Source organism: Roseibium sp. QJM3NY_11 (assembly GCF_056173175.1).
This window is the reverse complement of sequence record NZ_CM149660.1, coordinates 3,725,948-3,739,379: the sequence shown is the minus strand read 5'-3', so window position 1 is coordinate 3,739,379 and position 13,432 is coordinate 3,725,948. Positions and strand designations below refer to the sequence as shown.

Sequence of the window (13,432 nt, the reverse complement as noted above, 5' to 3'; positions counted from 1 at the left end):
CGAAGCCTGAAAAAATCGGCCACAGTTGACTGTGCTTCGCGCTCAAGGTCAACCGTTCACAGGCCTTTCCAGGGGTCTTCCACGAGGCAGTGTGCCGCCACCGGCCGATCAGCAGGGAGGTTCTACCGGCAGTCGCCCATGCCCGAACCCGCGATGATGCCGCCTTCGGGCGTACGTCTCAGGGGCGCGTTGACGCTGGCCGATGAGCGGCAATCGGAACCGGAAGGTGCCAGGCCGGGCGCGGGATAGTAGGGCGCGGCCGCAGCGCCGGAGGTCTGCTGCTGACACATCTGATAGGCCATGTCGTAGAGTGCCTGCCAGCCGCCGGGCAGGGAGCCGAGATTGTCCAGAACGCCGAGGGCGCCACCGGCGCGCGCACCGCGGCGGGCGCCGCCGGGGCCGCGCCAGGCGCCACCTGCAACCGCACCGGTCATGCCGCCGGACACCGCGTCGCCAACCAAGTCGCCGCTGCCCATACGGGCGTTGGCGTAGTCGGTGGCGTAAATGACGCAGTCGGTGCCGTCCGCCAGGGCCGCCGGTGCTCCGGCGCTTGAGGCCACGAGTGCAATCGCGAGGGTGCGGGCGCGGGATCGGCAAGCCATGAACTGTCTCCTGTCGGCAATGCAGCAACCGGGCAGCAACCGGGCAGCAACCGGAATGAACAGGAAGCCACCCGCCTTGGTGATCGCGGCGGGGGCCCGGAATGCGCGCATTCTAGCGGGTTGCGCTTAACAACGTTCTACCGGGATCGGGACAATGTGTCCGAAGTCACTGTGCCTTTTCAAGGAACGACCGGCCGACAAATCCCCGCTGCCCCTGATAGGCGATGCCGCACCACCAGGTTCCGCAGCTGTCGTAAGTCACGCTTGTGCCTGCCGGGACAACCGCCAGAACGGCCGCATCATTGTCGTCCGATTGCCGAAGATTGACCGAAGCGGTGATCGTGCCCGTGTTGGGGTAGGTGCCCGTGTTGGGATAGGTGGCCGGGGCCGGGGAGGCTGCCTCAAGGGGCGGGGCCGTCTTCGTGGTGCTGAAGGCGTCGTCGGCAACAGCGGGTGCCGAAGGGGACACCTGGCCGGATCCAGCGGTCGCCGGTTCCTGTTCGGGCAGTTCTGTCTGCCGGGACACGGCGGCGCCCTGCGTGGGCGTGCCGGGGGGCGCGTCCGTCGCAATAGACCGGAGCGAAGGCGGCGTGGCGGTTTGGCTTGCAACCTGCCGGGGCAAGGTCAGCCGCGCCTGGATCTTGCTTGTCTCCTCTATCCCCGGCCGATTGATCACGGAGCCGGCAAAAGCTTCCTGGATGCGGATCTTCGCGTTGGCGATCTGCGCCGGGCTCGGGCCGTCGGTGCGCGCGTTCTGCCGGGTGGAGACGTTGGCTGCGATCAGCCCCTCGATTGTCGGATTTACTGCGATGTCCTGGGGGGTGACTGTCAGGGTTCCTGAAGTGCTGCCGGAAAAACCGCCGATGCCCAACAGAACGGCGGTGCCAGCCGCCGCAATCGCAAGAGTACCTGCGAGCGCGACCTTGATACCGGGCCTGCGATGGACGGCAGCCGGCGCCGTATCGGGCACTTCCGGCAAGGGAGCTTCGGATGGATCCGTCTGCGCGTGACGCCTGAGAATTCCCTGCATGTCAAAATCATGAGCGCCCAAGGTTTCCGAACCTTCGGCATCTTCTGCACCTTCCGGGCCGTCCGCGAGCCGGGGACGCCGGCAGGTCGTCGCGTTTTCGTCCTCTGCGCCCGCATGCAGATCCAGGATCCGCGCGGCGAGCGTTTCCGGGTTGATCTTCGGCCCGTAAGGGGAAGTCGCCGGGGAAACGTCGGGGGAGGCTATGGGTCCGGTAACCAGTTTCAGACCGGTTTTTGGCGTCGCCTCCGGGACAGGGTCTGGACCGGTGGCGTGGAATTTGTCGCAAGCCGCGGCTGACACGGGTACAAAATACATGAAACCCTCCTTGTGGTGCGGTTGGGGCGCGCTTGAAGCGGACAGGAGTGTATTAACCTTCGCCAATGCGTCGCCACACGGGCCGGATTGCGGCGGCTCTGGGGAAATTTCGGGAAAATATGACAGGGATGTGATCGGGTTTGCGGCAAGTTGCCTGCCGTTTGCAAAAGCCTAACCGTTGTTTGCCATAATGGCCGAAAGTCGTCCGGCTCAAAGACCGGCCGCGGGCGCGCCGGGCCGGTCGTGATCGGTTCTTCGGCGCAATATTGAACGGGCAGATCATGATGAAACGCGGGCTTTCGCAATTTTTTTCCCTCCTGGCAGGCGCTGCGGCCGGCCTTGTCGTCGCCGGCCAGACTGTTGCCCAGGACATACCGGAACTGAAGATCGGCCTGATGGCCACCCTGTCGGGACCGGCGGCCATTTACGGCCAGCACATGCGGGACGGCTTCATGCTTGCGGTTCAGCAATCGAATGGAGCGCTTGGCGGCCTGCCGACCAACGTTCTTGAAGTCGACGACAAGCTGGATCCGGACTATGCGCTCGAACAGGCGACGAAACTCATCGAGCAGAACGGTGTCGATCTCATTGTCGGCGTGAATTTTTCCAAGGTCATGCTTGCTGTTCACGATCCGATCGTGCGCACGAAGACGCTTTTCATCGGCACCCATTCCGGACCGGCGCCGATCGCAGGACGCAATTGCAGTCGCTATTTCTTCTCCACCGCCTCTCAGGATGACCAGGTCCACGAGACCATGGGACGCTACGCCAGTCTGAAGGGCTATCAGCAGGTGGTCACCATCGCGCCGGATTTCGAGGCGGCCCGGGACGCCATCGTCGCCTTCAGGCGGCATTTCAAGGGACAGATCGCCCGGGAATTGTTTCCCAAGCTCGGTGCCACGGATTTTTCCGACGAATTCAAACAGGTCGAGGAAATCGAGCCCGATGCGGTCTATGTCTTCATGCCCGGTGGCATGGGCGTTGAACTGGTCAAGCAGTTTCACACCTCCGGTCTGAAAGGCCTCATCCCGTTCTTGTCCTCCAATACGGTGAATGCCCTGTCGCTGCCTTACACGTCCGAGATGGCGGAGGGATTGTTTTCAGCCTCTCAATGGGCTCCCAATCTGGACAATCAGGCCAACAAGCAGTTCGTGCGCGATTTCGGCCGGGCCTACAGCTATGCGCCGTCTGTCTATGCCGCTCAGGGCTACGATGCGGGCAAGCTGATTCACTTCGCCCTGGAGCTGACCGGCGGTATCAAGGACATGGAAGCCCTGCTGTCCGCGATCGGTGCGGCGCCGTTCGAAAGCGTTCGTGGCGACTTCCGGTTCAATTCCAACCAGTTTCCGATCCAGGACTTTTATCTGGTCGAAGGTGTCCGGCGCACAAGCCGGCTTTACGAGATGGAGGCCGTCGCCCGGGTTTTCGACGATGTCGGCGACGCCTTTGCCGGGTCTTGCCGGATGTGACCGGGCCGCGGCACCACGGTCTCCGGTCTTTCTGAAACGCTCAGTCCAGAAACATCTTCCGGCTCTCTTGCATTCTGGACCTCGCGGTCCATATCAGGGACATGACCGAGACACAGGCACATGCAGGACCAAATAGCGGAGGCGCAGCCAGACGCACTCCCGGACCCGGACGTCCGCGCAGCTTCGACGAAGCGGCGGCGCTGGACGCGGCGATGCGTGTCTTCTGGCAGAAAGGCTTCGAGGCCACGTCCCTGGACGACCTGACCGGGGCCATGGGCTTGAGCCGCTCGAGTTTCTACGGAACCTTCGACAGCAAGCAGACGTTGTTCCTTCGAGCCGTGGAACACTATTCCAGAAACGGGCTCAGGAACCTGAAGGAGGTCGCGGATACCGCGGAAAGCGACGCGGTAGCTGCGATGATGCAGGCGCTTTCGGATCCGAACGGGGGCCCGAGAGGGTGCCTGCTGGTCAATTGCATCACCGAACTTGCTCCGCACGATGAGAGGGTGGCCGCGATCGGACGCAGTCACCTTGAAAGTATCGAGGAATTGTTTGCCAGGGCGATCGACCCCGATAACCCGGATGCAGTCCGTGACAGGGCAAGCGCCTATTCCTCCCTGGCAATCGGGACAATCGCGCTGCGCAAGGCCGGGGTCCCCGCGGACAGGATCGACAGAACCCTTCAACAAGCCAGGTCGGTGCTTTCTCCCTGACCGTCCTGTTTCTCAAAACGCACTCCGGAAACACTTGCGCCTAATTTTGGACTGAAGAGTCCGGAAACAACAACCACGTCAATGACAGTCAAAAGGATGAGTGATCATGTCGGAATTCAAACTTTTTACGCCCTTCACGGCGGGGGCCATCGCGCTTTCAAACCGTGTCGTCATGGCCCCGCTCACACGCAATCGGGCGCGGCCCGAAGACGATGCGCCGCATGACCTGACCGTGAAATACTATGAGCAACGCGCCGGCGCGGGTCTCATCATCACCGAAGCTTCCCAGATCTCGCCCCAGGGCAAGGGCTATGCCTGGACGCCGGGCATCTACTCCGATGCCCAGGTGGCGGGGTGGAAAAAGGTGACCGATGCCGTTCATGCCAAGGGCGGCAAGATCGTCATCCAGCTTTGGCATGTCGGCCGGATTTCACATCCGGTCCTGCAGCCGGATGGCGTGGACCCTGTGGCCCCGTCCGCGATCGCTGCCGCCTCCAAAACCTTTGACGGCACCCAGTTTGTCGACACACCGACCCCGCGGGCCCTTGAGGCAAGCGAGATCCCGGGCATTGTCGAGGATTATCGCAAGGCGGCCGAAAACGCCAAGAAGGCAGGGTTCGACGGCATCGAGGTTCATGCGGCGAACGGTTACCTGATCGACCAGTTCCTGCGTGACGGATCCAACAAACGCGATGACACTTACGGCGGTCCGATCGAAAACCGCGCCCGGTTCCTGAAAGAAGTGATGGACGCGGTCGTCGGTGTCTGGGGAGGGGATCGGGTCGGTGTACGCCTCAGTCCGTTCTCCGGTGCAAACGACAGTGCCGACAGCGATCCGCAGGCAACCTTCTCCCATGCGATCAGGCTGCTCAACGGCTACAGGCCGGCTTATCTGCATCTGGTCGAAGGCCAGACCGGCGGATCGCGCGACATTCCCGAGGGAGGCGATCTCTCGGCGCTCTACGGACTGTTCGACGGCGCCCATATGGGCAACAACGGATATGACCGGGCAACCGCGATAGATGCCGTGGAGAGCGGGAGGCTCGACCTCGTTGCCTTCGGCCGCCCCTTCATTTCCAATCCGGATCTCGTCGACAGGCTCCAGAAGGATGCGCCGCTGAACGAGTTGGACACGGACACGCTCTACGGCGGCGATGCGCATGGCTACACGGACTACCCGGCTCTCGGGGAACGCGCAGTGGCGGCCGAATAAGGAACCCGGACGAGCGATCTGGGTTTCGGGCCGGCTGACATCCACACTGTCCATGGCGGCCCGAAGGAAAGCCGGTGCCGATCCTCGGGTCTGCACCGGCTTTCTCTTTCCAGGCAGTCATGACCTGCCTGACAGTTTCAGGGGTCCGCGCCCGCGGATCGCTTCGGTGAGCCGGTTCGGGTCGGCGGCATCAAGGCAACCGTACCGGAGCGTACACTTTTCCTTCAATCCGCCCTTTCGCCGGATCGAAAAACCTGTCAAACCCTCCGACAGAGTTACATTCGGGCGCGGTAAGCTCTCCGGACCGGCTTGCCAAGGAAGGCCGGTGCCCGAGAGCGGTCTGCACATGTAGGGAGAGACCACTATGCCCCCTTATCGTTCCAGAACGTCGACCCATGGTCGCAACATGGCCGGCGCGCGCGGCCTGTGGCGCGCCACGGGTATGAAGGACAACGATTTCGGCAAGCCGATCATCGCGATCTCCAATTCCTTCACACAGTTTGTTCCCGGTCATGTTCACCTGAAGGACCTGGGTCAGCTGGTTGCGCGGGAAGTGGAAAAAGCCGGCGGTGTCGCCAAGGAATTCAACACCATAGCGGTCGATGACGGCATCGCCATGGGCCATGACGGCATGCTCTATTCACTGCCCTCACGCGAGGTCATTTCCGACTCGGTCGAGTATATGGTCAACGGCCATTGCGCCGATGCGCTGGTCTGTATTTCCAATTGCGACAAGATCACGCCAGGCATGCTGAATGCAGCCATGCGGCTGAACATTCCGGTGGTGTTCGTTTCCGGCGGTCCCATGGAAGCCGGCAAGGTGGTTCTTGAAAACGGTGTCGAAAAATCGGTCGATCTGGTCGATGCCATGGTGGCGGCAGCCGACGACCGCATGTCCGATGCCGATGTTCTCGCGCTGGAACAAAATGCCTGTCCGACATGCGGCTCGTGTTCCGGCATGTTCACCGCCAATTCCATGAACTGCCTGACCGAGGCGCTGGGCCTGTCGCTGCCGGGCAACGGCTCGACACTGGCCACCCATGCCGACCGCGAGCGTCTCTTCGTGGAAGCGGGCCACCTGATCGTCGATCTGGCCAAGCGCTACTACGAACAGGACGACGAAAGCGTCCTGCCGCGCAACATCGCCAGTTTCAAGGCGTTCGAAAACGCCATGAGCCTCGACATCTCGATGGGCGGTTCGACCAACACCATCCTGCATCTGCTTGCGGCCTCCCACGAGGGCGAAATCGGCTTCACCATCGATGACATCGACCGCCTGTCCAAAAGCGTGCCGGTCCTGTGCAAGGTCGCTCCGGCGGTCGAGAACATTCACATGGAGGACGTGCACCGTGCCGGCGGCATCATGTCGATCCTCGGTGAACTTGACCGCGCGGGTCTGCTGCACTCGGACGTGCCGACGGTCCATGCATCGACCATGAAGGAAGCACTGGCCCGCTGGGACATCCGCCAGACCAATTCCGAAAGCGTGCACCGGTTTTTCAGCGCCGCACCGGGCGGTGTGCCGACCCAGGTGGCCTTCAGCCAGGAACGGCGCTGGGATGACCTCGATCTGGACCGGAAGTCCGGTGTCATTCGCGAACTTGACCATGCCTACAGCAAGGATGGCGGACTGGCGGTGCTATACGGCAACATCGCCAAGGACGGCTGCGTGGTGAAGACGGCGGGCGTCGACGAGAGCATCCTGAAGTTTTCCGGCCCGGCCCGTATCTTCGAAAGCCAGGACAGCGCGGTCTCCGCGATCCTGACCAACAAGGTCAAGGAGGGCGACGTGGTGCTGATCCGCTACGAGGGGCCCCGCGGCGGCCCCGGCATGCAGGAAATGCTCTATCCGACCAGCTATCTCAAGTCGAAGGGCCTCGGCAAGGCCTGCGCCCTGGTCACCGACGGACGTTTCTCGGGCGGGTCCTCCGGGCTCTCCATCGGCCATATTTCGCCGGAAGCCGCCGAGGGCGGTGCCGTCGGCCTGGTGGAAGACGGCGACATGATCGTTATCGACATTCCGAACCGGGTGCTGAAGGTGGACCTGTCCGACGGCGAACTTGCCCGGCGGCGGGCGGAGATGGATGCCAGGGGCGAAGCTGCCTGGAAACCGGTCGAGAAACGCACCCGCAAGGTGACAAAGGCGCTGCGCGCCTACGCCAAAATGGCCACCAGCGCCTCGAAAGGCGCGGTCCGCGAAGTGGACTGAGTTTCAAAGCATGTTTTTGCTTGAACAGGCGGGTTTCGAGACCCGCCTGTTCCGTCTCAGGGCAGGGCCGCGTCTTCGGCCCTGCCGCACATGACGGCGCACTTTCCCAATCGATCATGCTACGGTTCTGCGATGGATTCTCTTACTCAGTTCGTGCTCGGCGCTGCCGTTTCCACCGCACTCCTCGGCAGGAAAATCGGCCCCCGCAAAGCCGCTCTTGTCGGCGGCGCACTCGGCACTCTGCCGGATCTGGACGTGTTCATTCCGTTCGATGATCCAGTCGACAGCTTCGTCTACCACCGGGGCTGGACCCATTCGGTCTTCGTGCATGCTCTCGCCACACCGATCCTGGGGGAGGGGCTGCTGCGTCTCTTCAGGGGCCTGCGCGCACATCGCTGGCTGGTCTGGACGGCCGTGTTCCTGTGCCTGTCGACCCATGCGATCATCGATACCATGACGGTCTACGGGACGCGGATCTTCTGGCCGGTCTATTCCGATCCGGTGGGCATAGGCTCCGTGTTCATCATCGACCCGCTTTACACCCTGCCGTTGCTGGCGGTGGTGGTGTGGGCGCTCTTCAAAAAGACGTGGACCCCGCGGCTTGGGAACTGGGTCGCTGCCGCACTCCTCCTTTCCACCGGTTATCTCGCTCTGAGCATCGCTGTCCAACAATTCGTGGCGGTGAAGGCAAATCGGATCTTTCTGGAAAACGGCGGTCCGCCGGACAAGGTCTACGCACTCGCCACACCCCTCAACATCCTTGTCTGGAAAGTGATCGGACTTCGGGAAGACAGCTATGACAACCTGTATATTTCGCTGCTGGACGGACCAGGTCCGGCGGAAATCTACACCCATCCTCGAAATCCGGAGCTGCTGTCCTGCCTTGAGGAAACCGGTTCATTTCAAAAACTGAACTGGTTCAGCCGCGGGTTTTTCACAACAGACCTGATTGACGGCAACGTCGTCCTGTCCGATCTGCGCATGGGTTTGACACCGGGCTATGCCTTCCGGTTCGTCATTGGGGAGATGGGCGACGCCGGCGTTCGGCCCGCCGGCCCGGAACGGCTGCTGGATACCGTCCGGGTGGAAGAGGGCGACTGGGACTGGCTCCAGGCCAGGTTGCTGGGCAGACCAGGTGTGCGGCACGCCGAAGCGGATCTCCCGGGCCTGTCCGGCGACAGCGTGGTCGCCAGCTGTTTATCGGGCGGACCGGCCGCAGGCTGAAAAGGGCGAAAGACCCGCTCTGGAAATCTGGAGCCTGCCCCAATTTTGAGCACGGTTTCAGAGCCTCGTCCTTGCTTCATGGCGTCGGCAACAGGTGCTTTCCAAAATTAGGCATTGTTTTTCAGGTGTTTGTTTTTTGCCCGCGGCCGGTCAGGGAACGGGCGTGGTTGATGAAGAAATATGCAGAATTTTGCCGGTGAAAACCTTGGTAGAATTAGCAAGCAAGAATTAACTGTTCCCGGAAATCATGCCTCTGTTTTTGTTTGACGGGACAGTTTCATGATCAAGCGGACGGCCGCTGCAACAGCCGGTCTTTGCATCGCCGGATTTATCCAGGCTGACACGGCCCACGCTGCGGACTTCGCGGCGTCGGCAACCTTTCAGCAAAGCCTCGACATGGTCTGGGTTCTGTTCGCGGCAAGTCTCGTGCTGCTGATGCAGGTCGGCTTCATGCTGCTGGAAGCGGGCCTGGTCCGGTCGAAGAATTCCATCAATGTCGCGCAGAAGAACCTGCTCGACCTTGCCGTCTCCGTGCTGATTTTCGCGATCTTCGGCTTTTCGCTGGCATTTGGGACAGGCGGTGGCTGGTTTGTCGGTTTCGACCCGCGCCTGTTCGGACTTTCGGGTCTCGATCCCTGGGGTCTGACGGTGTTTGCCTTTCAGGTCATGTTCTGCGGCACCGCCGCGACCATCATATCCGGTGCGGTCGCCGAGCGCATGCGGCTGTCGGCCTATATCTGCTGCTCGGTGCTGACCGCCGGGCTCATTTATCCCGTGTATGCGCACTGGGCCTGGGGCGGCGCGCTTTTCGCGGATGCAAGGGCAGTCCTTGCCGACGCCGGGTTCGTGGATTTCGCCGGATCGACCGTGGTCCATGGAACCGGGGCCTGGATCGCTCTGGCCGCCTGCACCATTCTGGGCCCGCGCAACGGGCGCTTTGCTTCCGACGGACAGGTATTCCGGATCCAGGGACACAGTTCGGTCCTGGCCACATCCGGGGCGCTGATCCTGTTCGTGGGCTGGCTCGGTTTCAATGGCGGTTCAACCCTGGCCGCGTCCTGGGATGTGCCGCAGATCCTGGCCAACACGGTGCTGGCAGCGGCGGCCGGAACCGGGGCAGGTTACGTGATGGGTCGCCTGAAGGATCAGGTCATCCTGCCTGAAAACTCGATCTCGGGACTGCTGGGCGGCCTGGTCGCCGTTACGGCCGGATGCCATGTGCTGACGCCTTTGGGGGCGATTGCCGTCGGCGGTGCCGGCGGCACTGTCGCCATCCTCGGTGCCATGTTCCTCGAGCGCAAACTGAAGATCGACGACCCGGTCGGTGCCATCAGCGTCCACGGCTTCGCCGGGGTTGTGGGAACGCTGGGTCTTGCCCTGCTGGCGCCTGTGGATCAATTGCCGCTTGGGGCGCGTCTGCCGCAACTGATGGTCCAGTTCGCCGGGGTCGTGGCCTGTTTCATCTGGTGCTTCGGTGCCGGCTGGATCCTTCTGTCGCTCGTGAACCGGTTGCAGCCCCTGCGCCTGGATGCGGCCAGCGAGGAACTCGGCCTCAACGAGGCCGAGCATGGCACACGCCTGGGCATCGGACACGTCGAGGACGCGCTCGACCGTCTGATTGCCGGCAAGGCGGACCTGTCCATGCGGCTCGATGTGTCCAAGGGGGATGATTCAGAACGTCTGACGCGCCTGTTCAATGCCCTGATGGACACGGTGCAAAGCGAGGAACAGGCCCACACAAGGGTCGCGGACGCAAAGCGGACACGCGAGGAAGCCGAACGCCTGTCGGCGCTCGCCAACGCCACGTTCGACGCCATCGTGATCTCGGTGGAAGGCCGGATTCTGGACGGCAACAGGACATTCGAAGAATTGATCGGCTATGACATCAACGAACTCGAAATGCGCGGACTCTACGAATTCGTCGACAACGAACTTGCCGGAACGCTTGAAGAGCACCTGATCAAGGCCGAAAAGGAACCGCGCGAGGTCACGCTGATCAGCCGTTCCGGCGAACGGGTGCCGGTGGAGATCCGCACGAGGGTGATTTCCTATCGCGGGATCCCGACCCGGGTTTCGGCGCTGGTCGACCTGAGGGAACGCAAGAAAGCGGAAGCCCAGATCCTGCATCTGGCGCAACACGACCCGCTGACGGACCTGCCCAATCGCGCGGTCTTCAACGCCGAACTGAACCAGGCGATCAGCCGCTGCGAGTTGAACGGGCAGTTCGCTGCCCTGCTGCTCATCGATCTGGACCGCTTCAAGGACATCAACGACCTCCACGGCCACCCGGCCGGGGATACCGTGATCCGGGTGACGGCGGACCGGCTGAGGCAGGCGTGCCGGGACGGGGATACGGTCTCGCGCCTCGGCGGCGATGAATTCGCGGTCATACAGAACGGCATCCAGTTCTCGAACCAGGCCGAGGACATGGCATTGCGCCTTGTGCAGAAACTGTCCGAGCCGGTCGACTGCGGCCAGGGTCTTGTCCTGAAGCCGAGCGCGAGCATCGGCATTGCCCTGGTCGGTGGCCAGGATGCCGAGGATCAGGTGATCTCCAACGCCGATATCGCCCTTTACAATGCGAAGAACCTGGGCCGGAACACCTATTGCCTGTTCCAGACGGGCATGGGCGATGAGGTTCGTCAGCGCCGCGCCCTTGAAAAGGATCTGAACATGGCCCTGTCGGACGGGCAGTTCGAGCTGTATTTCCAGCCGCGCATGAGCCTGTCCGCGCCCAGGATCGTCGGTTACGAAGCCCTGATCCGGTGGAACCACCCCGAGCGCGGCATCGTCAGCCCGACGGAGTTCATTCCCGTCGCGGAGGCATCGGGACAGATCGTGGCGATCGGAAAATTCGTTCTGGCACAGGCGCTGCACATAGCCTCCCGGACCATCCTGGAAGCAAATATCAGCATCAATGTCAGCCCGGTTCAGTTCCGCGACAAGAATTTTGTCGACGACGTTGAGCGCGCGATCGAGAGCTCCGGAGTGCCTGCGGGCCGCATCGAACTGGAAATCACGGAAAACACCCTGATCGAGGACAATGCCAGGGCGCTGTCCGTCCTGACCAGGTTGAAGGCGATCGGGGTGAAGATCTCTCTCGATGACTTCGGCGTCGGCTATTCCTCCCTGAGTTACCTGAGCCGGTTCCCGTTCGATTGTATCAAGATCGACCGGTCCTTCGTGTCCGAGGCCAAGCGGAACTACGGCTCGCTGGCCATCATCGAAACCGTGGTGCGGCTCGGCAAGGCCCTCAACATGCGTATCGTCGCGGAAGGCGTCGAGGATACGGAAAAGCTCTGCATGCTGGCACAACGCGGCTGCCATGAGGCGCAAGGATACCTGATCGGAATGCCCATGCCGACCAGCAAGCTCTCCCGTGACATCCCCGAAGAGGTCTCCAGGGCGCTCGAAGATCTGAAGTTCGGCGGCTTGCAGGTCTTCGAGGAGGCCAACAAGAAGAATATTGCCAGCTGATCGCTGCCCGGGCGTCGGTCAGAACCATCGCCGACTGCGATGCACCGCAACGCGCTTTGCGGCCCGCCGTGCCCGGTGCGCCTTTTCAGGCTCCCGGGCGGTTCAATAGGGTCGGGAAGTGCGCTAGTTGAGATCGGTTTCGGAGATCGGGATCAGCATGGTCCGGCTCAACAGAGTTTCAGGATCGTGAATTTCCGGCACCTGGGCGCATTCGGTTTGCGGACCGCTGGAGAGCGCCAGCGTTCCTTTCAGGTCCGCGCAGATCGGGATCGCCGCCTGGCGCGTGCCGCCGGCGGCGACCGTCATGACATCCAGCAGGGAACCGTCCGTTTCCTCAAGAGCGATCGAGAAGTGTTTGGCAAACAGGGAAATTGTCCTGTCCGCCGAATAGTTGGCCGCCTGTCCGGGCCCGGAGGAGATCACCAGAGCCTCGGGACGGTCCTTGTGGTCGACGCTGTGGCTTTCCAATAGACCTATATCGACCGCATGCGGATTGTTGGTGTCCAGAACCAGAACGACTTCGCCGGCCGGAATGGCATGCACGAGCGCCGCGAAGGCGGAGGCCGACATCCAGGTGCCGTCGCTGATGGCCTGAACGGTCGTTTCCGGCTTTGCCTCCGCCCACAGTTCAAGCGCATAGCTGCTTGCACTGTCGGCGCTGGCGGTATCCGTCAGGCCGAGCGGCAGGTTGGCATAGATGACCAGGCGATCCCGCGGCCCGAGCGTGTTGGCAAGTTCGGTGGCCTTGAGCTTGAGCGCATGCGCACTGGCGCCTTCATTGACGAGAACATGCCTGTTGGCGGGGTCGGCATCCAGTCTTGGCGCCAGCGACGTCATCACCTTTTCCAGACTGTGCCGGCACACCTCGACGGATTGAGTGTGCCAGGGCGGGCAGATGCCGATCGCCAGGACGTGGTTCTGGCTTGAAGGCTGGTCCTGCGCCTGAGCGGGGACGGGCGGGGTCACCAGCATGGCGAGCATGACTGGAAGGGGCGCAAGCAGCGCCGCCGGGCGCGAAGCGCGCGTCCGCCCGATCATTCCCCTGTAGGTTTCCGCCATCTGTTCTCCCAGTTTCACCGGATGTTCCATGACGCGGGCGGGAACACCTGAAAGTTGCTCCCGGCCGATCTGATAGAGCATGTCGGTCGCGAGACAATCAACGTAAAATGCAGCATTCTGT

The 13,432-nt window shown here is 62.2% G+C and carries 9 protein-coding genes; 6 read left to right on the top strand and 3 right to left on the bottom strand.

Annotated elements, in window-relative coordinates; all coding sequences use genetic code 11:
* Positions 1-122 precede the first annotated feature (122 nt).
* Entirely contained in the window at positions 123-602 is a 480-nt protein-coding gene (locus AC0VX3_RS17185) for a hypothetical protein (RefSeq protein ID WP_475521537.1), read from the bottom strand.
* 166 nt (positions 603-768) lie between these two features.
* Positions 769-1,947: an SH3 domain-containing protein gene (locus AC0VX3_RS17180; protein ID WP_475521535.1), complete on the bottom strand. Its 1,179-nt coding sequence runs from the start codon at positions 1,945-1,947 to the stop codon at positions 769-771.
* Between the two features lie 284 nt (positions 1,948-2,231).
* On the opposite strand from AC0VX3_RS17180, the gene AC0VX3_RS17175 reads away from it, so the two are divergent.
* The 6 genes from AC0VX3_RS17175 (at position 2,232) to amt (ending at position 12,252) form a co-directional block, all read left to right on the top strand.
* Positions 2,232-3,416, top strand: a complete 1,185-nt coding sequence (locus AC0VX3_RS17175; protein ID WP_475521534.1) for an ABC transporter substrate-binding protein — start codon at positions 2,232-2,234, stop codon at positions 3,414-3,416.
* A 101-nt stretch (positions 3,417-3,517) separates the two neighbouring features.
* On the top strand, positions 3,518-4,129 hold the full coding sequence (locus tag AC0VX3_RS17170; protein ID WP_475521533.1) for a TetR/AcrR family transcriptional regulator: 612 nt from the start codon (positions 3,518-3,520) through the stop codon (positions 4,127-4,129).
* Positions 4,130-4,235: 106 nt separating this feature from the next.
* Entirely contained in the window at positions 4,236-5,342 is a 1,107-nt protein-coding gene (locus tag AC0VX3_RS17165; protein ID WP_475521532.1) for an alkene reductase, read from the top strand.
* A gap of 364 nt (positions 5,343-5,706) precedes the next feature.
* Entirely contained in the window at positions 5,707-7,551 is a 1,845-nt protein-coding gene (gene ilvD, locus AC0VX3_RS17160; protein WP_475521531.1) for a dihydroxy-acid dehydratase, read from the top strand.
* 132 nt (positions 7,552-7,683) lie between these two features.
* Positions 7,684-8,775: a metal-dependent hydrolase gene (locus AC0VX3_RS17155; protein WP_475521530.1), complete on the top strand. Its 1,092-nt coding sequence runs from the start codon at positions 7,684-7,686 to the stop codon at positions 8,773-8,775.
* Positions 8,776-9,054: 279 nt separating this feature from the next.
* Positions 9,055-12,252 carry an ammonium transporter gene (gene amt, locus AC0VX3_RS17150; protein ID WP_475521529.1) on the top strand — a complete coding sequence of 1,066 codons (3,198 nt, stop codon included), beginning with the start codon at positions 9,055-9,057 and terminating at the stop codon, positions 12,250-12,252.
* A gap of 123 nt (positions 12,253-12,375) precedes the next feature.
* On the opposite strand, the gene AC0VX3_RS17145 is transcribed toward amt, so the two are convergent.
* Positions 12,376-13,392, bottom strand: coding sequence for a hypothetical protein (locus tag AC0VX3_RS17145; protein ID WP_475521528.1), 1,017 nt, complete (start codon positions 13,390-13,392; stop codon positions 12,376-12,378).
* Between the last annotated feature and the right edge of the window lie 40 nt (positions 13,393-13,432).

Excerpts from the sequence above, each read along its gene's own strand:
- AC0VX3_RS17175 (WP_475521534.1), top strand. The coding sequence starts at position 2,232 with ATGAAACGCGGGCTTTCGCAATTTTTTTCCCTCCTGGCAGGCGCTGCG.
- AC0VX3_RS17170 (WP_475521533.1), top strand. The coding sequence starts at position 3,518 with ATGACCGAGACACAGGCACATGCAGGACCAAATAGCGGAGGCGCAGCC.
- AC0VX3_RS17180 (WP_475521535.1), bottom strand. The coding sequence starts at position 1,947 with ATGTATTTTGTACCCGTGTCAGCCGCGGCTTGCGACAAATTCCACGCC.
- ilvD (WP_475521531.1), top strand. The coding sequence starts at position 5,707 with ATGCCCCCTTATCGTTCCAGAACGTCGACCCATGGTCGCAACATGGCC.
- AC0VX3_RS17145 (WP_475521528.1), bottom strand. The coding sequence starts at position 13,392 with ATGCTCTATCAGATCGGCCGGGAGCAACTTTCAGGTGTTCCCGCCCGC.
- amt (WP_475521529.1), top strand. The coding sequence starts at position 9,055 with ATGATCAAGCGGACGGCCGCTGCAACAGCCGGTCTTTGCATCGCCGGA.
- AC0VX3_RS17185 (WP_475521537.1), bottom strand. The coding sequence starts at position 602 with ATGGCTTGCCGATCCCGCGCCCGCACCCTCGCGATTGCACTCGTGGCC.
- AC0VX3_RS17165 (WP_475521532.1), top strand. The coding sequence starts at position 4,236 with ATGTCGGAATTCAAACTTTTTACGCCCTTCACGGCGGGGGCCATCGCG.
- AC0VX3_RS17155 (WP_475521530.1), top strand. The coding sequence starts at position 7,684 with ATGGATTCTCTTACTCAGTTCGTGCTCGGCGCTGCCGTTTCCACCGCA.